We start from the raw sequence: 21,525 nt of genomic DNA on the forward strand, positions 1-21,525 counted from the left end.
TACAATAACCCGGAATAAGAAACGAGGAGCAAAGATACGATGATCGAGGAAAAACAGCTTCAACTGGACATCCACACCCATACCCTGGCCAGCGGCCACGCCTACGGGACCATCCGGGAAAACGCCCAGGCCGCGGCGGAGCGGGGGCTTCGGCTCCTGGGCATCAGCGACCACGCCCCCGGCATCCCGGGGACCTGCGACCCCATCTACTTCCGCAATCTGGAGGTGGTGCCCCGGAACCTTTTCGGTGTCCGGCTGCTCCTGGGCTCGGAGATCAATATTTTGAACGGCGGCGGCCTCTCCCTGGAGGAGCGGGTCCTCTCCTGTCTGGACTACCGCATCGCCGGGGTCCACAGCCTGTGCTACGACCTGGGGACGGTGGGGCGGAACACCGAGGACATGCTGGCCGTCATCCAAAATCCCTGGGTGGACGCCATCGTCCACCCCGACGCCCGGGCGGTGGACTTGGACTACCGGGAGATCGTCCCCGCGGCGGGGGAGCACCACACCCTGCTGGAGCTGAACAACAGCTCCCTGACCCACCCCACCAAGGGGGAGCGGTGCAGGGACAACTACCGGGAGATGCTCTCCCTGTGCCGGCAGTACCAAGTGCCTGTGATCCTGGGCAGCGACGCCCATGACCCCTCCGCGGTGGGGGCGCTGGGGGGCGTATTGGAACTTGTGAACGAAATGGATTTCCCCGAGGCGCTGGTTATGAACCTGGATCACGAAACCTTTCTGGCCTTCCTGGCCCAAAAGCACGAAAAATTGGGGCTGGAGTGATAAAAAACCGCTGGAGCGATTGCGGCTCCGGCGGTTTTTGGGTTACCAAATGATTCCGGAAGCGATGGCTGAATAGGGAAAAGAAACCTGCGGATACTAAGAAACGTCAATCGAATGAACCGCAGGAGGCAGAGAGATATGAAAGCGACCGGAATCGTGCGGCGGATCGACGACCTGGGGAGAGTGGTCATCCCTAAGGAGATCCGGCGTACCATGCGTATCCGCGAGGGCGACCCGCTGGAGATATACACGGACAAAGACGGCGAGGTCATCTTCAAGAAATATTCCCTGATGGGCGGGCTGGCCGACTTCGCCAGCCAGGTATGCGAGACCCTGAACAAGACCACCGGCCAGGTGGCCGTCATCACCGATCGGGACGCCTGCATCGCAGTGGCGGGCGCCCCCCGGCGGGACCTGATGGACAAGCGCCTCAGCGAGCGGCTGGAGAGCGTGCTGGAGGGGCGGAAGATCTATCAGTTCCAGGCCGGCGACACCCCCATCCCGGTGAGCGAGGAGAACGGAAAGTTTTTCGTCTCCTGCGCCGCGCCCATCCTGGCGGAGGGCGACGTGCTGGGCTGCGTCCTCTTTGCGGGGGCGGAGGGTGAGCTGAACTCCGGCGAGACCGAGTACAAGCTCCTGCAGACCATGTCCGGCTTTCTGGGCCGGCACATGGAGAGCTGAGGGCAGGAAAAAGCGCCCGTCCCCTTCCGAGGGGGCGGGCGCTTTTTCACGCCGCGGCCTGAAACAGGAGGATCAGCAGGATGTTGACCGCGAACAGGACAGCCAGGGGTGCCCAGGGCCTTTTCTCGTCCATTTCCACTCCCTCCGCTTTTTCAGTGTACGCCGGGGCGGGGACAGGTATGCCCTGTATATTTTGGAGGCATACGGCCCATACTCTGGAAAAGAGAAAAGGAGGGAGCGCGCAGTGATCAAAGGGATCAGCCGGCGGGTCATCGTGGTCAAATCCCCGGACCGCCGTTTTTTTGAGGAGGCCATTTTTATCGTTCGGGAGGGGGCCATCGGCTCACCGGGGGTCACCGCCGAGCAGGTGGTGGAGGAGGCCCGGCGGGTGGCCGACGGCTTTGTGAAAAAGAACCACGCCCCCTGGTACAAAAAAATCCCCGCCCCGGGCTATGTGGCCATGGGGGCCCTTCTGTCCACGGTGCTGTGGAGCGTGGCCCTGCTGCTGTGAAATGAAAAAGAAGCGCCCCGGTCCAGAAGGACCGGGACGCTTTTCTTTCAGGAAGATCAGGAAGGACGGGCCACGATGATTCGGATGCAGCCCCCGTCGGCGATGGACTTGTCATAGTAGCCGGTGAGGGTGTAGCCGGTGCGGACCCGCTCCAGGCTGGAGAGGCGGTAGGAGTTGTTTTCCAGCTCGTAGACCGCCACGTTGGTCCACACGGGGAAGGAGTCGTTGTTGTTGGTGATGGCGGTGGAGACGTCCACGGAGAGGAGCTTCACCGAGTCCAGTTTGGAAATTTTGTCGGGGAATTTCAAACTCCCCTCGATTTTCACGGGGCCCACGGAGAGGTTCAGAACGCCGTTTTGGATGGTATATTCATAGGTTTGGCCGCCCACGTCGTACTGGTAGGTGCCGCTCATGAAAGACTGCCCGGCAATTTCCTCATCTTTCTCCGAAGAGGAGGTAAGTACGCCATAAGAGTAGAGATCGCCGGTGGCGTCGTTCAGAATGAGAATGTCGATTTCCCCGGCGGTGTTCTTGCGGTAGAACTTCACGTCGTCGTTGTCCAGGCTCATCCCCGCCAGGCGGCTGGGATAGAGCTTGACGGAGAGGCCGTTCTTGTTCACGTCAAGGATCTGGATGCCATCGGCCAAGGCGGTATTGCCCAGCTTGGTGGCGGAGGAATTGACCTTGCCGGAGAGGGAGGCCTGGTTCAGCCGGGTGACCTGGGCGGTGGAGCCGGAGGCGGTGACCTGGACCAGGTTGCCCGCCTTGAAGGAGGACTTGGCCTCCACGGGATAGGTGTAGGTGTTGCCGTCGGTGGCGGAGATTGTGACGCTCTTGGCGGTATAGGCGTTGCCGTTGACGTCGGTATAGGAGTTGTCGGCCACCAGGGAGACCACGCCGTAGACCGTGCCGGTGACGGTGTTGGAGCTGGCCACGGCGGCCACGCCGCCGTCCCGGCCCAGCAGAAGGGTGACGGTATCGCCGGTCTTGTAGCTGCCCAGGTTGGACAGGTCATAGGCGGCGGCGGAGGTCTCGATGGGGTAGGTTTTGCCCGCCACCGTCACGGAGGTGGGGCTGGAGGCGTTGGGGGAGACCTCCTGGTAAAGGCCGGTGACCTTGTTGGTATAGGCCCACAGGGTGTGCATGGACTTGGAGTAGTAGATGACGTCGTTGGGCTGGAGGGCGGAGAGGGTGGAGAGATTACCGGCGCGGTAGACGGTGGCGGTGGACACGTCGAAGTTCACCTTGCTCTGCCAGCTGCCGGTCATGACCACGGGGCCGTCCATGGCGGAGTTGATGAGGGCTACCCGGTCGATCTCGCCGGTGGCGGTGAGGGAATGGCCCAGGGTGGTGAGGTACACCTTGCCCTCCTTGGTCTTGGCGGTGAGGAGGTTATAAAAGAGATACATGGCGTCCTGCCGGGTCATGGTGGAATTCTGCCCGATGGAGATGCCCTCGTCCAAGTTCAGGTTGCGGTACAGGGTCATCTGGCCGGAGGGCCAGGCGCCGGAGAAGTCGGCGTCGGTGTAGCCCAGAAGCCGGGTGGCCATAGTGACGCCCATGGCCAGGGTGATGTTCTCGTCAGGGTGGAAGGTGCCGTCCAGGTAGCCCTCCACGTATCCGGCGTTGACGGCGGCCTCCACGTAGGGGGCGGCCCAGTGGGTATAGGGCACGTCCGGGTAGGGGGAGACGGTGGTGGAAGCCCCCACGTTTTCTCCCATGGGGGAGGCGGCCACCACCAGCTTGGTGAACTCCGAGCGGGTGACGCTGCGGGAGAGCATCAAATCGCCGTTTTCGTTGCCGGTCATGATGTCCAGGGCGGAAAGGACCTGGGACATCTCGTCGGTGCCCACCAGGGCGCCGTGGGCGGCGGGGAGGAGGCACAGAGTCAGGGCCGCGGCCAGAAGGCCGGAAAAAAGTCGTTTCTTCATCGTTTCCTTATCTCCTTTAATCGTAGCGCAGGGCGTCGATGGGATTGAGCTTGGCGGCCTTGTTGGCGGGGAGGTAGCCGAAGAGGATGCCGATGGCCACCGAGACGCCGAAGGAGACCATCACGCCGGACAGGGTGGGGGTGGCGCTGAAGTTGGCGCTGTCGCCGCCCATGACCGCCGCCATGATGACGGTGAAGACGTTGGCCATAATGACGCCCAGGATGATGCCCAGCACGCCGCCGATGGCCGAGGTGGTGCCCGCCTCGATGATGAACTGGCTGCGGATGTCCCGGCATTTGGCGCCCAGAGATTTACGGATGCCGATCTCCCGGGTGCGCTCGGTGACCGAGACCAGCATGATGTTCATGATGCCGATGCCGCCCACCAGCAGGGCGATGGCCGCAATGATGACCAGGACGGTGATCATGGTGTTGAGCATGGTGTTCATGGCCTCCATCATCTCCGCCGAGGACATGGCCATATAGGCGTCGGAGTCCTGGTAGACCTTGAACAGGGCATTTTCGATGATGCCCTTGGCGGTGGAGGCGGTGTCCTTGGTGGTGGAGGTGAAGAGGTAGAGGCTCACGTAGCCGCTGCCGTTGATGCGCATAGCGTTTTCGTAGGGAATGAAAATAAGGTCGTCGTTGCTGCCTTCGCTGGAGTCGGAATACTCCTCCAGCACCCCCACCACGGTGAAGGGGCTGCCCTTGATGGTAAGGGTCTTGCCCATGGCGTCCCCGTGGAAGGCGGTCTCGGCCAGATAACTGCCGATGACGCACACGTTCTGGTTCCGGGTCACGTCCACGTAGGTGAGGAAGCGGCCCTGGGAGAGCTTTTGGCCGGTCATCAGCATATTGCGCCCGGTGTCGTAGAGGATCTCGCTGGAGCCGTATACGCTGGTGCGCTTGAACTCGTCACTGCCGTGGCGCACGGTTCCCTGGACCATAACGTAGGGGGAGACCCCGGAGATGTACTGGGGGTATTTGTCCGCCAGGGCGTACATGTCGTCGGGTTCCACGGTGCGGGAGGACATGCCTCCACCCCGGCCCCAGATCTGGACCTGGATCAGGTTGGCGCCCAAGGACTCGAACTGGTCGTTCATGAGCTTCTGCATGCCGTTGCCCAGGGAGGTGATGACGATGACGGCGGCCACGCCGATAATGATGCCCAGCATGGTCAGCAGCGCCCGCATCTTGCTGGTGAGCAGGGATTTGATGGCCAGGCGGAAGGATTGGCCGAAATTCATGTGGCCGCCTCCTCTCCCTGAAGATCCTGGAACTCCTCGGCGCTGACCACGGCCTTGGGGTCATGGGAGTCACCGTCGTAGATGATCTTGCCGTCCTGGAGGCGCACGATGCGCTTGGCCTTGACGGCGATGGAGTTGTCGTGGGTGATGAGGACCACCGTGTCACCCTCGGCGTTGAGCCTTTGGAGGAAGGCCAGCACGTCCCGGCCGGTGCGGGAGTCCAGGGCGCCGGTGGGCTCGTCGGCCAGGATGACCGAGGGGTTGCCCGCCAGGGCCCGGGCGATGGACACCCGCTGCTGCTGGCCGCCGGAGAGCTGGGAGGGCAGGTTCTTTTTCTTGTCCGCCAGACCCACACGCTCCAGGGAGTTGAGGGCCCGCTGGTGGCGCTCCTCGGCGGAGATGCCGGCGTAAAGGAGGGGCAGCTCCACGTTTTCCTGGACCGAGAGCTTGGGGATCAGATTGTACTGCTGGAAGATGAAGCCCAGCATCTTGTTGCGGATCTCCGCCTGCTGGTCGTCCTCCATGGTAGAGACGTCGATGCCCCCCAGATGGTAGGTGCCCGAGGTGGGCACGTCCAGGCAGCCGATGATGTTCATGGCGGTGGACTTGCCCGAGCCGGAAGAGCCCACGATGGCCACGAATTCCCCCTCGTCGATGGTGAGGCTCACCCCGTCCAGGGCGTGGACCGTCTCCTCGCCCATCTGGTAGATCTTGTAGACGTCTCTGAGTTCAATGAGGTGTTCCAAGGCTTAGCCTCCCATCATCATGGCCATGGCGTTGGAGGCGGTGTTCTGGATGTAGACGGTCTCCCCCGCCTCCAGCCCGGAGAGGATCTCCACGTAGTCGGAGTCGTTGCGGCCGATGGTGACCTCCCGCTTCTCCAGCTTGGTGGGGTCGACAATGCTGCCCGATTCGTCCAGAGCGCCGGGACCGGCCACCAATACAGTGTTGTCCCGGGCCACCGCGTCCACGGGCACGGACAGAACGGAACCCGCCTCTTCCACAATGATGCTGGCGGAGACGTTCATGCCGGGATAGAGGCCGGAGTCGGCCAGGGTCTCGCCGTCCCCATCCACCGCCACGGTGACGGGGTAGGTGGTGGAGCCGTTGACGGTGGTGCCGTTGATGTTGATCTTCTCCAGCACGCCGGTAAACTGCTGGTTTTCCAGGGCGTCGGCGGTGAAGCGGACCTTCTGCCCCACCTTGAGCTTTACCACGTCCAGCTCATCCACGTTGATGTCGAAGGTGAGGCGGGACATATCGTAGATGACGGCCATGTAAGTAGAGGCGCCGGAGGTGGAGGCGGTGGAGGGGTCCACGTTGTCCCCGGCCTTGTAATTCTTTTCGATGACCTTGCCGTCAATGGGGGAGGTGATGGTGTAGTCGTCCAGGCTGTCCTCCGTGCGCTGGAGGCTGTCCTGGGCGTTCTTCAGGGTGAGCTTGGCGTTTTGCAGGGAGATGGCGGCGGCGTCGATCTGGTCCTGCATATCCTTGTCCTTGAACTCGCCCACCACCTGGCCGTCGGTGACCCGGTCGCCCTCTTTGATGTTCAAGGTCTGGAGCTCACCGGTGTATTTGGCCACCAGCTGCTTGCTGGCGTTGTACTCAAAGGTGGCGGAGGAGGCGGAGGCGGCAGTCCCCACCGTGGCGGTGCCGGTGGAGGTGTTGGACAGGGCACCGGGGTTCTGGACCACGATGGTGACGTTGCGCACCAGGGTGCCGCCCAGTCCCACGGAGTCGGTGGCGGCGATCTCGGTGATGGTGCCGTACAGGGTCTCGGCGGTGCCGCCCACGGTGACGGTGGCGGACTGGCCCACGTAGAAGGAGGCGGCCTCCACGGAATGGAAGGGCACCTGGAGCTTCATGTTGTCCCGGTCCAGGATGTCGGCCACCACGGTGCCGGCGGCCACGTTGTCGCCGGGATCCACGTAGACCTTGTTGATGACGCCGGTGGCGTTGGCCTTCACCTGGCGGTCCCGGTCATTGTCGCTGCGGGTGCGCAGAAGGCTGTCGTAGTTGAGCTGGGCGGACTGGACGGTGAGCTGGGCCTGCTCCACGCTGGTGCGGGCCTGCTTGATGGCGTTCTCCACGTCGCTGGCGTCGATGGTGAAGAGTACGTCGTCCTTATGTACCGTCTGGCCCTCCTCGAAGGGGGCGGTGAGGACCTCTCCCTTGACCAGGGTGGTGGCCTTGTAGGAGTCGTTGGGCTTGATGGTGCCGGGGCCGGTGACGGTGACGGTCATGTTCCGCTGCTCGGCCGTGGCGGGGATGTAGCCGCTGGCCAACACCTGCTTGCCGGTGGCCATGCACCGGGAGAGGGCAAAGACGATGACGGCCGCGACCACGGCCAGGATGATGATCCGTTTGACCCACTTGTTCTTTTTCTTGGGCGCTTTGAATTTCGGGGTCTCTTTGGCGGGGACGGCGGTGCCGGTCCCGGGAACGGTACTTTGTTCAGCCATTTGGATTCTCCTTACATATGTCCCTTTTTTGGTTCACTTCAGATACGAAGTATAGCACGGGAAAGCGAAAGAACTGTAAACGAAAGGTTAATTTTCGCTTAAGATGGCTCCTCTGTGGTCGGGAGCTGGTCCAGCAGCTTGGAAAGGAACTCCCGGCTGCTCAGCAAAGGCTGGACCATAAAGCCCGGGCCTTTTGGGGAGAAGAGGAGCAGACTGTCGCCGGGCCGAATGCCGCTGCGCTCCCGGATCTCCTTCGGAATGACGATTTGGCCCTTGGGTCCCAGCTTGACGGTGGTGATGTAGGCCCCTTCCAGGGGGGCCGCCTGTCCCCCGGCACCCCGGTCTTGCGTACACACGCGGATCACCTCGTTTTATAAGTTTTACTTTTCCTACTTTAGATACCTGGCTATCATACCTCCGCCGGGGGGTAAAGTCAAATGAAGAATTTGTGAACGCCAGAAAGAGGAAGGGAAATACAAGGTTGATTCTAAATCTTAAATATTGAGAAGTCAACATATTTATTCTTTGTTATTGGGAAAAATGGCCAAATAGCGGATTTGACTATTACAATATCCAGTAACGAGAGATATTCGGCCTGAGTGGAGGCGTTTTTGAGAATGGAGAATTTCGGTTTTGCGCTGCGGCTGGCCAGAGAGAGGTGCGGGCTGACGCAGATGCGGGTCATGGAGCTGACGGGGATCAGCAATAAGGCCCTGTCCCGGTATGAAAACGGCCTGTCGGAGCCGGACCTGCGCGCCCTGGGGGCCCTGCTGAAGCTGTACGGCGTCTCGGCCAACCGCTTCTTGGGCCTGGAGGAGACGGAAGGGCAGGAGGCGCTTTGGAAGCTGGATCAGCGGGAGTGGGAGCTGCTGGAGCTGTTCCGCAGGCTGGACCAGCGGGAGCGGGAGGAGTGCGTGCTGCTTCTGCGGACGCTGATGGAGGCCAGAGAAAAGGGGAAATAAGCGGCACGGAGCAACCGGCCGGGGGAAACCACAGTTTTTTTGAATTGCATGTATAACGCACTCCAGATATGCCCAAAATAGGCTCTGGAGGTGCAAAACACACATGAAAAGACCAATGAAAGACCGCGTCAGCGACTTTATGGCGGGGAAGGGCTTCTACATAGTCCTGCTCCTGTGCGTCGCGGCGCTGGGAGTCTCGGGCTATTATCTCTTCTCCGGGCTGGACGGAAGTGACCAGCCGGTGGCCGGACCGGCCACTGTGGTGGTGACGCCCACCCCCACGGTGCGCCCCGCGGCGCCGTCCACCGCCACCCCCGCGCCGACGGCGAAGCCGTCGGCCGCGCCGGCCCCTACACCGGCGCCCACGGCCGCCCCGGTCCCCTCGGCCCCGGCTACAGCCACCGCCTCGGTGTTCACCTGGCCCGTGAAGGGCGAGGTGCTGCGGGGCTACACGGTGGAGGCCCTGGCCTATGACCAGACCATGGGGGACTGGCGGGCCCATGACGGCATCGACATCGCCGCCGACCCCGGCGCCCAGGTCATGGCCCCCGCGGGGGGCACGGTGGCCGACGTGGGCCAGGACGACATGATGGGCACCACCGTGACCATCCTCCACGCCGACGGGGTGATGAGCACCTGCGCCAACCTGGCCGCGGTGCCCAACGTGGAGATCGGGGACACGGTGCGCACCGGGGACATCATCGGCTCGGTGGGCGGCACCGCCCTGGGCGAGAGCGCCGAGGCCTCCCACCTGCACCTGTCCATGACCAAGGACGGCGTGTCGGTGGACCCTGTGAGCTATCTGCCCCAGCGGTAAAACACTTAGACGAAAATCTAAATGTTATCCTACGCCCAAACGGCGGAAATGTCAAGAAAAAAGAAAGCCCCGGCCGCGTCTGCGGCCGGGGCTTTCCTGTTGTGTCAAAGCAAAGGGGGAGAAAGGCGGTCAGTGGGAGACTCAGCCGCCCAGGTAGGCCTCGCGGACCTTGTCGCTCTTGAGGAGGTTGGCGGCCGTGTCGGTGAGGGCGATGGTGCCCGTCTCCAGGACGTAGCCCCGGTGGGAGATCTCCAGGGCCATCTTGGCGTTCTGCTCCACCAGCAGGACGGTGGTGCCGGTTTCCTGGTTGACCTGGCGGATCAGGTTGAAGATGTCCCGGATGATGAGGGGAGCCAGGCCCAGGCTGGGCTCGTCCAGCATGAGAAGGTCGGGCTTGGACATGAGGGCACGGGCCACGGCCAGCATTTGCTGCTCGCCGCCGGAGAGGGTGCCCGCGGCCTGGCTCTTCCGCTCCTCCAGTTTGGGGAAGAGGCGGTAGGCGTTGGCCAGGCCCTCCTCCTTGTCCTCCTTGGAGCGGGTATAGGCCCCCAGCTCCAGATTTTCCTTGACGGACATCTGGGGGAAGACCTGCCGGCCCTCGGGAGAGAGGGAGAGGCCCAGGGAGACGATCTCCTTGGGTTTTTTGTTGGCGATCTCCTCCCCCTTGAAGAGGATGGAGCCGGAGGCGGCCTTCACAAGGCCCGCGATGGTGTTCATGGTGGAGGTCTTGCCGGCGCCGTTGGAGCCGATGAGGGTGACAATCTCCCCCTGCTCCACCTCCAGGCTGATGCCCTGAATGGCCTTGATGGCGCCGTAGTTGACGTAGAGGTCTTTCACACTTAAAAACGCCATGGCTTATTCCTCCTTCCCCAGATAGGCCTCGATGACCCGGGGGTTCTGCTTGATTTCCGCCGGGGGCCCCTGGGCGATAAGGGAGCCGTGGTCCAGCACGTAGATGTTGTCGCACAGGCTCATGACGAACTTCATGTCGTGCTCGATGAGCAGGATGGTGTAGCCCATGTCCTTCAGGCTGTGGATAAACTCGGCCAGCTCCTCGGTCTCCTGGCCGTTCATGCCGGCGGCGGGCTCGTCCAGCAGGAGGATCTCCGGCTCGGCGGCCATGGCCCGGGCGATCTCCAGCTTGCGCTGCTTGCCGTAGGGCAGGGAGGTGGCGTAGTCGTACTTGTGGTCCAGAAGGCCGGTGAGCTCCAGGTAGTGGGCGGCCTTTTCCTCCACCAGCTTCTCCTCCTTGCGGTGCTTGGGGGTGTGGAAGATGCCGTCCAGCACCCCGGCGCTGGTCTTGCACTGCATGCCCACCATGACGTTCTCGATGACGGTCATGTTGGCGAAGAGGCGGATGTTCTGGAAGGTGCGGGCCAGGCCCAGGCTGGTGATCTCGTAGGGCTTGCGGCCGGTGATCTCCTTGTCGTGGAATAGAACCTTGCCCTCGGTGGGGTTATACATGCCGGTGATGACGTTGAAATAGGTGGTTTTACCGGCGCCGTTGGGGCCGATGATGCCCACGATCTCGCCGGGGTTCATCTCCAGGGTCACGTCGTCGATGGCCACCACGCCGCCGAAGCGCTGGGTGATGTGTTCAGCTCTCAGCAGGGCCACGGTCCCCACCTCCTTTCTTCGCGTTTTCCCGGGCAAACAGGATACGCTGGCGGATATGCTTGAAGTTGATGTTGCCCAGCAGTCCGGAGGGCTTGAAGACCACCATGATGGCCAGGATGAGGCCGTAAATGACCTGGCGGAACTCCATGAGGCCCCGGAGCATCTCGGGGATGGCGGTGAGGACGAAGGCGCCGATGACGCTGCCGGGGATGCTGCCCAGGCCGCCCAGGATGGTCATGCCCAAGATCTGCACCGACTGGTCGAAGGCGAAGCTGGTGGGGTCCACGTAGCGCATGTAGGTGGCGTAGAAGGCGCCGGCCACGCCCGCCAGGGCGGAGGCGATGGTGAAGCAGATGACCTTGTACTTAAAGACGTTGATGCCCATGGCGGAGGCGGCGATCTCGTCGCCCTTGATGGCGGAGATGCTGCGGCCGGTGCGGGAGTTCATCAGGCTGTGGACGATGAAGATGGTCACCAGGGTGATGGCCACGATGAGGTAATACTTGCTGCGGGTGGACTTCAGCGTGAAGCCCAGGATATGGGGGGCGGGGATGCTGGAGATGCCCATGGGCCCGCCGGTGACCTCCACCCAGTTGAGCTCCACCAGGCGGGTGATCTCACAGAAGGCCAGGGTGACGATGGCCAGGTACCGGCCCTTGAGCCGCAGGATGGGCAGGCTGAGGATCAGGCCCACCAGGGCGGCCACTCCGGCGCTGATGACGATGGTGAGGAGGAAGTCGCAGCCCAGCCGGGTGGCGCAGATGGCGCCGGCGTAGGCGCCCACGCCGTAGAAGGCGGCGTGGCCCAGGGAGAGCTGGCCCATATAGCCGGTGACCAGGTTCAGGCTGAGGCTGAGGGTGGTGTAGAGGAAGCACAGCACAGCCACGTTCATGATGTAGGGCTTGTTGAAGACCCAGGGGAAGATCAGCGCCAGCGCCAGCAGCACCAGGTAGATCTTCTTGGAGTTCATGGCCCAAAAATCCAGAAATTTTTTCATTTGAGCGATCCCTCCTTAGACCTTGGTGATCTGATCTTTGCCCATCAGCCCGGAGGGCTTAAAGACGAGCACGATGATCAGAATGGCGAAGGCGATGGCGTCCCGGTAGCCGGAGCTGATGTAGCTGGCCACGATGGTCTCCACAAGGCCGATGAGCAGGCCGCCCACCACGGCGCCGGGGAGGACGCCGATGCCGCCCAGCACGGCGGCGGCAAAGGTCTTCATGCTCACGGACATGGCCAGGGTGGTGTCGATGGCCTGGTAGTACATGCCGATGAGGGAGCCGGCCACCGCCGCCAAGGCGGAGCCGATGAAGAAGGTGAGGGTGATGATGGAGTCCACGTTGATGCCCATGAGCCGGGCAGCCGAGGCGTTCTGGGAAGTGGCCCGCATGGCCTGGCCCACCTTGGTCTTGTTCACCAGGAAGAACAGGATGACCATGATGATGATGGTGACGCAGAAAATGAGGATCTGCAGGCCGCTGATGATGACGCCGCCCACGTTGAAGCTGGGCAGGCCCAGGGCGTCGGGGAAGGGCTTGGTGGCCGAGCCGAAGATGACCTGCACCAGGTTGTCCATGCAGGTGGCGATGCCCACGGTGGAGATAAGGGCGGCGATGGGGGCCGCCTTGCGGGTGCGGATGGGCTTGAGGGCGAACTTGTCCATACAGGCGCCCAAAAGGCCCATGATGACCACCGAGCACAGGGTGGCCAGGATGAAGTTGTTCTCAAAGATGGTGAGGAACGTCAGGGTGATGTAGGCGCCGAACATGTAAAAGGAGCCGTTGGCGAAGTTGGTCAGCTGCAGAACGCCGAACACCATGGTGAAGCCGATGGCCACAAGGGCATAGGTGCTGCCGATGGTCAGGCCGTTGATGATCTGTTGGATGAGCATGGCAGGTCGAAACCTCCTCTTGGAATGGGATAAAGCGCCCTCCCGGACGCCGGGATGCCGTCAGGCGGTCCCAGGTTCGGGAGGGCACTTATTCCGGCATGTTAGGCGTTGGAGACGAAGTGACCGTCCTTCACGATCATGGGGAAGAGGGGCTTGATGGCGTCGCCGTTCTCCGCCATGGAGAAGGTGCCGCCGATGCCCGGGAACTCGGCCTGGGCGTTGATCCAATCCCGGACGGCGGCCCGGTCGGCGCCCACGTTCTGAATGGCCTGGCAGATCATGTCGATGGTGTCGTAGGTGTTGACCACGTGGGCGTCCACGCTGATGTTGGGGTTGCGCTCCTCAAACTCGGCCAGCCACTCCTGGAAGCCGGGGGCGTCGTTGTCGGGGGTGAAGTTATTGAGGAGGAGGAAGCCGTCGGCGGCGTCGCCGCAGATGTCGATGAGCTCCTGCTTCATGAGGGAGGCGGTGCCGATGTAGGGCACGTCCAGCTGGAGCTTCTTGGCCTGGCTGATGATCTGGGCGCCCTCGGCGTAGTGGCCCACGATGTACAGGCAGTCGATGTCCTGGGTCTTGATCTTGGAGATCAGGGGGCTGAAGTCCTTGGTCTGGCCCACGATGTAGTTCTCGGCCACCACCAGCTCGCCGCCGTACTTCTGGATCTCGGGGATGAACAGGTCGTGGATGACCACGCCGTAGTCGCTGTTGACGTAGATCATGCCGATCTTCTTGCAGCCCATCACATCGGAGATGTACTTGGCGTACTCCTGCACGTAATACTCCTGGGTGGGGGTGCCGCGGAACATGTACTCGCCCATGTTGGTGAAGTCGGGGTGGGAGGAGGAGGGGGAGTAGAGGGTGATGCCGGCCTCCTCGAACATGGGGGCGATGGCCATGGCGCTGGTGGAGGAGAAGGGACCGATGGCGGCGATGACGCTGTCGTCACCCAGGATCTTGTTGCCCACGGTCACGGTCTCTTTGGGGTCGGACTTGTCGTCGTACCAGTCCACCACCACGGGCACGCCGTCCACGCCGCCGTCGGCGTTGAACTTCTCCAGGTACATCTCGATGGAGGCCCGCTGGGACTCGCCGTACTGGGCCTGGTTGCCGGTGAAGGAGCCGATAAAGGCCACCTTGTAGGACTCGGGCTTGTCTCCGTCGCCGCCTGCGGCGCCGCCGTTGCCGCCGCCGTTGCCGCTGTCGCCGCAGCCGGCCAGCAGGCCGGCGCAAAGGGAGAGAGACAGTGCCAGGGACGCGATCTTTTTCATTTCCATGATGAATTTCCTCCTGTTGTCTTTCATTGAACCTTTTCCATCTCAAGGAAAGCCGCTGTGACGTGGTTGACGCGTTGCCGTGGATTCCGTCCCGGACCCCTGCCGTGGGGCCGGGCTGGCAGCCGTTTCTGCTAAATACCCAAAATGCGATTCGTATCGACAACCAGATTATAGCATCCAATTATTGAATTAGAAATACTATTTTTAATATAAAATGCAATTTTGGAGCTATGAATAATATTTCGTATTCAAATATGTGAAAAGTGCACATGGTATTTTGAACGAATTGGTGGTTTTCGTGTAAACAGAGGGACCGCTTTTGTGTGAAATCACGGGACGGTTTGCGGCAAAAAGAAAAAGCGCGGCCATTCCACCGTCAAAACAGACAATGGAATGGCCGCGCCGCGGCGTTTCAGATGTGAAAAATCTCTACAAGGATCGATCAGTGGGTCAACTGGGTGGTGGAGGAGGGAATGGGATTGCGGCCGTTGGAGAAATCCGCCAGCATGAGGGAGTAAACGCTGGCGTCGATGTTATAGAAGCGGACGATGTGAGGGACGATGACATGGAGCAGATTGTTGACGTCCCGGGAGTAGAGGGCGTCGATGATGGCCTGGTGGTCCTCCAGGCTGTGGGACATCATGTCGGGCTTTTCCCGCAGGCTGATGGACTGGAAGAGGGAGATGCGGGTCTGGAGCTGGTGGTGGAAACGCACCAGCAGGGCGTTTCCCGAGATGCGGATATACGCCTGATGGAACTCCGCGTCCTGGCGGAGCAGCTGGTAGTGGTCGTCCCTGGCCAGGGCGTCCGCCATGGATTCGTTGGTCCGCTCCAGGGCGGCGAAGTCGGAATTGGAGCCGTGGTGGACGGCCAGCTGGGCGGCCAGGAAGTCCAGCTGCAGCTTGACGGTGCCCAGCTGGCGCATGTCGTCCTCCGTGAGGGTGACGATCTGAGCGAAGCGTTTGGGCAGGATCTCCACCAGCCCGTCCGACTCCAGTTTCCGAAGGGCCTCCCGGATGGGGGTGCGGCTGACATTCAGGTTTTGGGCGATTTCCTCTTCGGAGATCTTCTGGCCATAGGAGAGCTTTTGCTGGAAGATCTGGTCCAGAACGTAATTATAAACTTGGATGTGAAGCCCGGATTTATCATCGGAGAGCATAGGAGCTCCTTTCTGCACCATGGGGACAGAAACCCGCAGGGCGGAACAAAATCGTATTTTAATCTTTTGTCATTATAGCAAAGTGTCGGGAAAAATACAACAGGGCGCACAGTGAGAAAAAGGCTCCGCCGGTGTGGACCGGCGGAGCGGGTGGAATCAGTTGTTCTCTTCGCTCTTCCGGCGGGAGAAGCGCAGCTCGCACACGTCGTCGCCGTCCGCGATGGTCTTGCCCAGGACGAAATCGGCGCCGATGGCCTCGGCCACGCCCCGGTCGCCGTCCATGGCGATGTCGCACAGGCACTTGAGCTCCTCGCCGTCCACGCCCTCCATCTGCCAGCCGGAGACCAGGGGGCAGTGGTGGAAGTTCATGTAGTAGTGGTCCTCGTTCTCCTCCAGGACCTCGATCTCAAAGACCTTGCGGGCCCACTTGGCCCCCACGAAGCAGGGCAGGTCGGTGAGGCCGGGGCCCTTCATCTCGGCCTTGAAGCGGGTGCCGTTCTCACGGCCGCACTTGCGCACGGCGTCCCGGCCGATGCTCTCCCAGTCGGCCCCCCGGGCCTTGGCCTCGTCCAGCAGCAGCTTGAGCCAGCGGGCCCGGTGGGCGAAGGCGTTGCGCAGGGCGACGACTTCCTCGTCCTGAATGGTAGGCGTATTTTTGATCTCAGCCATAATGATCTCCTTCCCAATCGTTCCTCTATATTTAATATGTAGTCATAAAAGGTTGTCGAAATGATTTGGCACTTGGGCGGGAAACGGCATTCCCTGCACAATAGGATACTTGATGCCGATAAAAAATACAATATGCAGATGTAATATATTTTTTATACAAATATTGTGAAAATAGTATAAATCGTATTTTATTTTGAGAATGGTATTTAAATCTGGGGAAGGGGATGCTATAATAGCAGCGTTGAGAGAAGCGCGGCGAAACAGGTCACATGGGCCCGCCCGCCGCCGCTCCTGAAATAATTCGGAAAGAGTGAGAGGAGGAAGGTCCGTGCAGATACAGTTCGAGGCCCGGATCGGCAAAGTCCTGGCGGAAATGGAGCGCCAGGGCGTGGAGCTGTTCCTGGTGGGCCCCGGCTCTACCTTAAAATATCTGGCCGGGTACGGTGTGAAGGCCGACGAGCGTCTGCTTCTGCTGGTGCTCTCTCCGGGCCGCAAGCCCTTCTTCGTGGCCAACCGGCTCTATCTGCGCCAGCTGCCCATCCAGGAGGGGGCCCTCCTCTGGGGCGACGGCGAGGACGCCGTGGCGCTGCTGGCGGACCAGCTGGCCGCCCAGGGGTACCCAACCGGCCGGGTGGCGGTGAGCAAGGAGCTGCCCGCCCACTTCGTGCTCCCCCTGCTGGAGGCGCTGAAGGGCGCCCGGCTGGAGCTGGGCGGCGGCCTGACAGACCCCCTTCGGATCTATAAGGATGAGGCGGAGCGGGAGTGTATGCGCACCGCCTGCCGTCTGGCCAGTCAGGCGCTTGAGGCGGTGCTGGACCGGGGCCGCTGGTGGCTCGGGAAGACCGAGGGCCAGTTCATGGGCCAGCTGGCCTTCGAGATGACCAGCCTGGGCCTCAAGCTCCCCAGCGGCATCGTGGCCGTGGGAGCGGAGGCGGCGGTGCCCCACCACGCCACGGCGGACACCGTGATCGAGGAGGGCCAATGCCTGCTGGTGGACTTCGGCGGCAACTGGAAAAACTACAACACCGACATGACCCGCACCGTCCACTTCGGGGAGCCCTCCGATGAGTTCAGGAAGGTCTATGACATCGTGCTGGAGGCCCAGTATAAGGGCCGGGAGGCCGCCCGGCTGGGCAATGAGCTCCAGGAGGTGGACCGGGCCGCCCGGGGGTATATCGCCTCCAAGGGCTACGGGGAGTTCTTCACCCACCGCACCGGCCATGGCATCGGCATCGACGGCCACGAGGGTCCCTCCGCCCAGGAGGGGGAACACACCGTCATCGCCCCCGGCATGGCCTTCTCCATCGAGCCCGGCATCTATCTGCCCGGAAAGTTCGGGGTGCGCATCGAGGACCAGGCTCTCATCACGGAAAACGGCCTTGAGATCCTGCACAGCGTCCCCCGGGAGCTGCGGGTATTCTAGCTTCGGCATCCTCCGGGAACCCCCCGGTTTTTGCACAATACCTTTACATGTACGAGAGAGCATGTAAAGAGACAAGAAAGAGAGGGAATTACATGGAAACCCTGGAAACCAAGAAAAAACGCGCGTTCCCCCACTCGCTGGTCATCATCTTTTTGCTGATCTGCGTGGCCGCCGTCATGACCTGGGTGGTCCCCGCCGGCGAGTATGTCCGGGTGGAGGACGCCCTGACCGGCCGCATGGTGGTGGACCCCAACTCCTACCACGTGGTGGAGTCCAACCCCGCCAACCTGTTTGACGTCTTCGTGGCCATCCCCCGGGGCCTGAGCGAGGCCGGCTGGATCGCCTGGATGGTGCTCATCATCGGCGGCTCCTTCCACGTCATCGAGTCCACCCAGTCCACCCGGGCCCTCATCGGCAAGTTCATGAAGACCTTGAAGGGCCGGGGCGGCATTTTCTTCATCCCCCTGCTGATGCTGCCCTTCTTTATGCTGCCCGCCATCACCGGCAACGGCGAGTCCATGCTGGCCTTCCTGCCCCTGGGCATCCTCATCGCCCGTTCCATGGGCTTTGACGCCATGACGGGGTTGTGCATCGTCACCATCGCCTCCTCCACCGGCTACTGCACCGGCCTCTTCTCCGCCTTCTCCACCGGCACCGCCCAGAGCCTTGTGGGCCTGCCCGTCCTGTCCTCCGGTCTTTGGTTCCGGATCCTGGGCGCCGTGCTGCTCTTTGCCGCCGCCGCCTTCTGGACCGTCCGGTACGCCTGGATGGTGAAGAAGGACCCCACCAAGAGCTACTGCTATGACCTGGAGCGCAACGCCAGCGAGCAGGAGGCCGAGATCGTGGAGCTGACCACCCGCCGGAAGCTGTGCCTCGTGGAGTTCCTGCTGGGCATCTGCACCATCGTCTACGCCGCCCTGGCCGGCTGGGACTTCAAGACCCGGTTCCCCGCCATCTTCATCATCATGGCCGTGGTCATCGGCCTCACCGCCGGGTACGACGCCAACAAGATTGCCTCTACCTTCGTGGACGGCGCCAAGGTGGTGCTGGTGGGCGCTCTGGTCACCGGCTTCTCCAAGGGCATCAGCGTCATCCTGGCCGACGCCAACATCACCGACACCATCGTCCACGCCCTGTCCTCCCTGGTGGTGGGCCTGCCCACCCAGATCGGCGCCATGGCCATGCTGCTGGTGCAGTCCGTGCTGAACTGCTTCATCATCTCCTCCAGCGGCCAGGCCGCCGCCACCATCCCCATCATGAGCCCCCTGGGCGACGTGCTGGGCCTGACCCAGCAGACCGTGGTCATGGCCTTCCTCTACGGCGACGGCTTCTCCAACCTGCTGCTGCCGATGAACGCCTCCATCATGGGCGCCTGCGCCATCTCTGGCATCACCTATCCCCAGTACATGCGCCGTGCCATCCGGCACTACGCCTCCTACATGGTGATCGGCTTCATCATGCTCTTCATCGCCGCCACCATCAAGCTGGGGCCCTTCTAAGACAGAATTTCTCTCACATCCCTGCAAGGCCCGGAGGCCGGGCAGTCCTCAGGACGCCCGGCCTCCTTTTCTCAATTATCACTATAGAAAGGAGGCGGCGAATTTGCGCTCTTATCTGGAACGCGCCAAGGAGCTGGAGCCCCAGCTCCAGGCCGACCGCCGCTATCTGCATCAAAACCCGGAGCTGGCCGACGACCTCCCCGTGACCTCCGCCTACGTGGCGGGACGGCTCAAAGAGCTGGACATCCCCTACCGCCGCTGCGGCAAATGCGGTCTGCTGGCCCGCCTGGGCCGGGAGGCGGGTCCCACCATCCTCCTGCGGGCGGACATGGACGCCCTCCCCATGGGGGAGGACAGCGGCCTGGATTTCGCCTCCCCCTATCCCGACAAGGCCCACACCTGCGGCCACGACACCCACGTGGCCATGCTGCTGTGCGCCGCCCGGATGCTCAAAGAAAATGAAAAGGACCTGCCCGGCCGGGTGGTCCTCATGTTCCAGTACGGCGAGGAGGTAGGCATCGGGGCCCGGGAGATGATCGCCGACGGGGCCCTGGAGGGGGTGGACGCCGCTCTGGCCCTCCACATCGACGCCACGATGCCCCTCAATTACCTGACGGCGGGCTGCGGTCCCGCCTTCGCCTCCAACGACAGCTTTGACGTCCAAATCACCGGCAAGGGCGGCCATGCCGCCCGGCCCGCCGACGCCATCGACCCCATCCACATCCTGGCCCACCTGGAGCTGGCCTTCCAAAGCCTCATCAGCCGGGAGGCCACCCCTACCCAGACCAACGTCATCTCGGTTACCTCGGTGGACGCCGGCGGGGAGCACAACTACAACATCATCCCCGACACCGCCCGGATGCGGGGGACCCTGCGCACCTACGACGAGGGCCAGCGCTCCCTGCTCAAGGAGCGGATGGCCCAGGTGGTGGAGGGCATCGCCCGGGCCTACCGGGGGGAGGCCAAGCTCACCTTCCGGGACGCGGGGCTGGAGGCCCTGCGGTGCGACCCGGCGCTCTACGAGAAGGTCCGCCGCTACGCCGACGAGCTTTTCGGGGAGGGTTATGTGAAAGAGCCGTTTATCAAGGTGGGCTCCGAGGACTTCGCCTGCGTGGCCCAGCGGGTGCCGGCGGGGTACTTCTTCCTGGGCGCGGGCCCGGACGAGGAGACCGTCTGGCCCTACGGCCAGCATAACCCCAAGGTCAAGCACAACGAGACGGTATTCTATCGGGGGGCGGCCGTGATGGCCCACTGCGCCACCCGCTGGCTGGAAGAGATGGGCCTATAATTTTATAGAGACAAAGGGGAAAACGGATTATGTTGGACAAGAAATGTTATGACGGCTACATCCAGGTGTTGGAGGAGGAGCTGGTCACCGCCCTGGGCTGCACCGAGCCCATCGCCATCGCCTACGCGGGGGCCGTGGCCCGGAAGCACTTGGGCCGGGAGCCGGAGCGGCTGGTGGTCCGGTGCAGCGGCAACATCATCAAGAACGTGAAGGGGGTTACGGTTCCCAACTCCGGCGGCCAGAAGGGCGTGGAGGTGGCGGCCATCCTGGGCGTCCTGGGGGGCGACCCCGAGCGGCAGCTGGAGGTGCTGGTGCCCATCACCGCCGAGCAGATTGAGCGCTCCCGGGCCCTGGTGGCTGGTGGGATGTGTACCGTGGAGCTGGCCGAGGGCGTGGCCAACCTGTACATCTGCCTGGAGGCCCGGGCCGGGGAGGACACCGTCAGCGTGGAGATCGCGGACAAGCACACCAACATCGTCCACATCGTCAAGAACGGCGTGGACGTGCTGGCTCAGGCCTACGGCCTGGACGACGGCGCCGCCGACCACAAGCGGGACTTCATGAGCGTGGGCGGCATACTGGACTTTGCCGAGGAGGTGAAGCTCGAGGACGTGAAGGAACTGCTGGACCACCAGATCGCCTGCAATATGGCCATCGCCCAGGAGGGCCTCACCAACCCCTACGGCGCCAACGTGGGCAAGAACCTTCTGGAGCTCTACGGCGACGAGCGGGTGGAGGTGAAGGCCAAGGCCTGGGCCGCCGCGGGCTCCGACGCCCGGATGAGCGGCTGTGACCTGGCCGTGGTGGCCAACTCCGGCAGCGGCAACCAGGGCATCACCGTCTCTGTACCCGTGGTGCAGTACGCCAAGGCTCTGAACGTCCCCGAGGACAAGCTCTACCGGGCCCTGTGCATCAGCAACCTGATGGCCGCCCATCTGAAAAGCGGCATCGGCCGGCTGTCCGCCTTCTGCGGGGCGGTGAGCGCCGGCACCGGCGCGGGCGCCGCCATCACCTACCTCCAGGGGGGCACCCGGGCCCAAATCGAACAGACCATCACCAACACCCTGGGCAACGTGGCGGGCATCGTGTGCGACGGGGCCAAGCCCTCCTGCGGCGCCAAGATTGCCGCGGCGCTGGACGCCGCCATCCTGGGGGGCAAGATGGCCTTCCGGGGCGACGGCTTCCAGGGGGGAGAGGGCATCCTCACCGACAATATTGAGGACACCATCCGCAACGTGGGACGTCTGGGCCGCAAGGGGATGCACGAGACGGACATCGAAATTCTGAACATGATGATCGGCAGATAAGAAAG

Annotated in this window: 21 protein-coding genes; 9 read left to right on the top strand and 12 right to left on the bottom strand. The window is 62.5% G+C overall.

The window, feature by feature from the left end; genetic code table 11:
* The first annotated feature begins 39 nt into the window (after nt 1-39).
* The 3 genes from AAEU42_RS01575 to AAEU42_RS01585 all read left to right on the top strand — a co-directional run bounded on the left by AAEU42_RS01575 (nt 40) and on the right by AAEU42_RS01585 (nt 1,975).
* Nucleotides 40-783, top strand: coding sequence for a phosphatase (locus AAEU42_RS01575; protein WP_342231764.1), 744 nt, complete (start codon nt 40-42; stop codon nt 781-783).
* A gap of 138 nt (nt 784-921) precedes the next feature.
* Nucleotides 922-1,464, top strand: a complete 543-nt coding sequence (locus tag AAEU42_RS01580) for a stage V sporulation T C-terminal domain-containing protein (RefSeq protein ID WP_342231765.1) — start codon at nt 922-924, stop codon at nt 1,462-1,464.
* 244 nt (nt 1,465-1,708) lie between these two features.
* Nucleotides 1,709-1,975, top strand: coding sequence for a translation initiation factor 2 (locus AAEU42_RS01585; RefSeq protein WP_342231766.1), 267 nt, complete (start codon nt 1,709-1,711; stop codon nt 1,973-1,975).
* Nucleotides 1,976-2,031: 56 nt separating this feature from the next.
* Here the strand turns inward: AAEU42_RS01585 and AAEU42_RS01590 are convergent, their stop codons facing one another.
* From AAEU42_RS01590 to AAEU42_RS01610, 5 genes are all read right to left on the bottom strand, one after another.
* Nucleotides 2,032-3,906 (bottom strand): S-layer homology domain-containing protein, encoded by a 1,875-nt coding sequence (locus AAEU42_RS01590; protein ID WP_342231767.1) that lies wholly within the window; start codon nt 3,904-3,906, stop codon nt 2,032-2,034.
* A 16-nt stretch (nt 3,907-3,922) separates the two neighbouring features.
* Nucleotides 3,923-5,152 (bottom strand): ABC transporter permease, encoded by a 1,230-nt coding sequence (locus AAEU42_RS01595; RefSeq protein WP_342231768.1) that lies wholly within the window; start codon nt 5,150-5,152, stop codon nt 3,923-3,925.
* Nucleotides 5,149-5,898: an ABC transporter ATP-binding protein gene (locus AAEU42_RS01600; protein WP_342231769.1), complete on the bottom strand. Its 750-nt coding sequence runs from the start codon at nt 5,896-5,898 to the stop codon at nt 5,149-5,151. The genes AAEU42_RS01595 and AAEU42_RS01600 overlap by 4 nt, the downstream gene beginning before the upstream one ends.
* Nucleotides 5,899-5,901: 3 nt before the next feature.
* Nucleotides 5,902-7,614: an efflux RND transporter periplasmic adaptor subunit gene (locus AAEU42_RS01605; RefSeq protein ID WP_342231770.1), complete on the bottom strand. Its 1,713-nt coding sequence runs from the start codon at nt 7,612-7,614 to the stop codon at nt 5,902-5,904.
* 98 nt (nt 7,615-7,712) lie between these two features.
* On the bottom strand, nt 7,713-7,970 hold the full coding sequence (locus AAEU42_RS01610) for an AbrB/MazE/SpoVT family DNA-binding domain-containing protein (protein ID WP_342231771.1): 258 nt from the start codon (nt 7,968-7,970) through the stop codon (nt 7,713-7,715).
* 261 nt (nt 7,971-8,231) lie between these two features.
* On the opposite strand from AAEU42_RS01610, the gene AAEU42_RS01615 reads away from it, so the two are divergent.
* Complete coding sequence (locus AAEU42_RS01615) at nt 8,232-8,576, top strand: helix-turn-helix domain-containing protein (RefSeq protein WP_342231772.1); 345 nt, start codon at nt 8,232-8,234, stop codon at nt 8,574-8,576.
* Nucleotides 8,577-8,691: 115 nt separating this feature from the next.
* Entirely contained in the window at nt 8,692-9,393 is a 702-nt protein-coding gene (locus tag AAEU42_RS01620) for a peptidoglycan DD-metalloendopeptidase family protein (protein ID WP_342231773.1), read from the top strand.
* 141 nt (nt 9,394-9,534) lie between these two features.
* On the opposite strand, the gene AAEU42_RS01625 is transcribed toward AAEU42_RS01620, so the two are convergent.
* The 7 genes from AAEU42_RS01625 to AAEU42_RS01655 all read right to left on the bottom strand — a co-directional run bounded on the left by AAEU42_RS01625 (nt 9,535) and on the right by AAEU42_RS01655 (nt 16,003).
* Nucleotides 9,535-10,245 carry an ABC transporter ATP-binding protein gene (locus AAEU42_RS01625; RefSeq protein WP_342231774.1) on the bottom strand — a complete coding sequence of 237 codons (711 nt, stop codon included), beginning with the start codon at nt 10,243-10,245 and terminating at the stop codon, nt 9,535-9,537.
* A gap of 3 nt (nt 10,246-10,248) precedes the next feature.
* The gene (locus AAEU42_RS01630) at nt 10,249-11,010 is read right to left on the bottom strand and encodes an ABC transporter ATP-binding protein (protein ID WP_342231775.1); all 762 of its coding nucleotides are present in this window, start codon (nt 11,008-11,010) and stop codon (nt 10,249-10,251) included.
* Nucleotides 10,991-12,007, bottom strand: a complete 1,017-nt coding sequence (locus AAEU42_RS01635) for a branched-chain amino acid ABC transporter permease (protein WP_342231776.1) — start codon at nt 12,005-12,007, stop codon at nt 10,991-10,993. The genes AAEU42_RS01630 and AAEU42_RS01635 overlap by 20 nt, the downstream gene beginning before the upstream one ends.
* Before the next feature lie 15 nt (nt 12,008-12,022).
* Nucleotides 12,023-12,901 carry a branched-chain amino acid ABC transporter permease gene (locus AAEU42_RS01640; RefSeq protein ID WP_342231777.1) on the bottom strand — a complete coding sequence of 293 codons (879 nt, stop codon included), beginning with the start codon at nt 12,899-12,901 and terminating at the stop codon, nt 12,023-12,025.
* Nucleotides 12,902-13,002: 101 nt separating this feature from the next.
* The gene (locus AAEU42_RS01645) at nt 13,003-14,175 is read right to left on the bottom strand and encodes an ABC transporter substrate-binding protein (protein WP_342231778.1); all 1,173 of its coding nucleotides are present in this window, start codon (nt 14,173-14,175) and stop codon (nt 13,003-13,005) included.
* Nucleotides 14,176-14,617: 442 nt separating this feature from the next.
* A complete protein-coding gene (locus tag AAEU42_RS01650) occupies nt 14,618-15,355 on the bottom strand; it encodes a GntR family transcriptional regulator (RefSeq protein WP_342231779.1) in 738 nt (245 codons plus the stop codon).
* Between the two features lie 135 nt (nt 15,356-15,490).
* Nucleotides 15,491-16,003: an L-2-amino-thiazoline-4-carboxylic acid hydrolase gene (locus AAEU42_RS01655; protein WP_342231780.1), complete on the bottom strand. Its 513-nt coding sequence runs from the start codon at nt 16,001-16,003 to the stop codon at nt 15,491-15,493.
* Between the two features lie 328 nt (nt 16,004-16,331).
* Here AAEU42_RS01655 and AAEU42_RS01660 point away from each other — a divergent pair, with 328 nt between their 5' ends.
* From AAEU42_RS01660 to AAEU42_RS01675, 4 genes are all read left to right on the top strand, one after another.
* The gene (locus AAEU42_RS01660) at nt 16,332-17,426 is read left to right on the top strand and encodes a M24 family metallopeptidase (RefSeq protein ID WP_342231781.1); all 1,095 of its coding nucleotides are present in this window, start codon (nt 16,332-16,334) and stop codon (nt 17,424-17,426) included.
* Between the two features lie 92 nt (nt 17,427-17,518).
* Nucleotides 17,519-18,925, top strand: a complete 1,407-nt coding sequence (locus tag AAEU42_RS01665; RefSeq protein ID WP_342231782.1) for a YfcC family protein — start codon at nt 17,519-17,521, stop codon at nt 18,923-18,925.
* 103 nt (nt 18,926-19,028) lie between these two features.
* On the top strand, nt 19,029-20,213 hold the full coding sequence (locus tag AAEU42_RS01670) for a M20 metallopeptidase family protein (protein ID WP_342231783.1): 1,185 nt from the start codon (nt 19,029-19,031) through the stop codon (nt 20,211-20,213).
* 29 nt (nt 20,214-20,242) lie between these two features.
* Nucleotides 20,243-21,520 carry an L-cysteine desulfidase family protein gene (locus AAEU42_RS01675; protein WP_342231784.1) on the top strand — a complete coding sequence of 426 codons (1,278 nt, stop codon included), beginning with the start codon at nt 20,243-20,245 and terminating at the stop codon, nt 21,518-21,520.
* The last annotated feature ends 5 nt before the right edge of the window (nt 21,521-21,525 follow it).

The organism is Pseudoflavonifractor phocaeensis (assembly GCF_038439875.1).
Taxonomy (GTDB): domain Bacteria; phylum Bacillota; class Clostridia; order Oscillospirales; family Oscillospiraceae; genus Vermiculatibacterium.

Coding starts and splice junctions, on each gene's coding strand:
- AAEU42_RS01575 (WP_342231764.1), top strand. CDS start 40: ATGATCGAGGAAAAACAGCTTCAACTGGACATCCACACCCATACCCTG.
- AAEU42_RS01580 (WP_342231765.1), top strand. CDS start 922: ATGAAAGCGACCGGAATCGTGCGGCGGATCGACGACCTGGGGAGAGTG.
- AAEU42_RS01590 (WP_342231767.1), bottom strand. CDS start 3,906: ATGAAGAAACGACTTTTTTCCGGCCTTCTGGCCGCGGCCCTGACTCTG.
- AAEU42_RS01595 (WP_342231768.1), bottom strand. CDS start 5,152: ATGAATTTCGGCCAATCCTTCCGCCTGGCCATCAAATCCCTGCTCACC.
- AAEU42_RS01605 (WP_342231770.1), bottom strand. CDS start 7,614: ATGGCTGAACAAAGTACCGTTCCCGGGACCGGCACCGCCGTCCCCGCC.
- AAEU42_RS01615 (WP_342231772.1), top strand. CDS start 8,232: ATGGAGAATTTCGGTTTTGCGCTGCGGCTGGCCAGAGAGAGGTGCGGG.
- AAEU42_RS01620 (WP_342231773.1), top strand. CDS start 8,692: ATGAAAGACCGCGTCAGCGACTTTATGGCGGGGAAGGGCTTCTACATA.
- AAEU42_RS01625 (WP_342231774.1), bottom strand. CDS start 10,245: ATGGCGTTTTTAAGTGTGAAAGACCTCTACGTCAACTACGGCGCCATC.
- AAEU42_RS01635 (WP_342231776.1), bottom strand. CDS start 12,007: ATGAAAAAATTTCTGGATTTTTGGGCCATGAACTCCAAGAAGATCTAC.
- AAEU42_RS01640 (WP_342231777.1), bottom strand. CDS start 12,901: ATGCTCATCCAACAGATCATCAACGGCCTGACCATCGGCAGCACCTAT.
- AAEU42_RS01645 (WP_342231778.1), bottom strand. CDS start 14,175: ATGGAAATGAAAAAGATCGCGTCCCTGGCACTGTCTCTCTCCCTTTGC.
- AAEU42_RS01650 (WP_342231779.1), bottom strand. CDS start 15,355: ATGGTGCAGAAAGGAGCTCCTATGCTCTCCGATGATAAATCCGGGCTT.
- AAEU42_RS01655 (WP_342231780.1), bottom strand. CDS start 16,003: ATGGCTGAGATCAAAAATACGCCTACCATTCAGGACGAGGAAGTCGTC.
- AAEU42_RS01665 (WP_342231782.1), top strand. CDS start 17,519: ATGGAAACCCTGGAAACCAAGAAAAAACGCGCGTTCCCCCACTCGCTG.
- AAEU42_RS01675 (WP_342231784.1), top strand. CDS start 20,243: ATGTTGGACAAGAAATGTTATGACGGCTACATCCAGGTGTTGGAGGAG.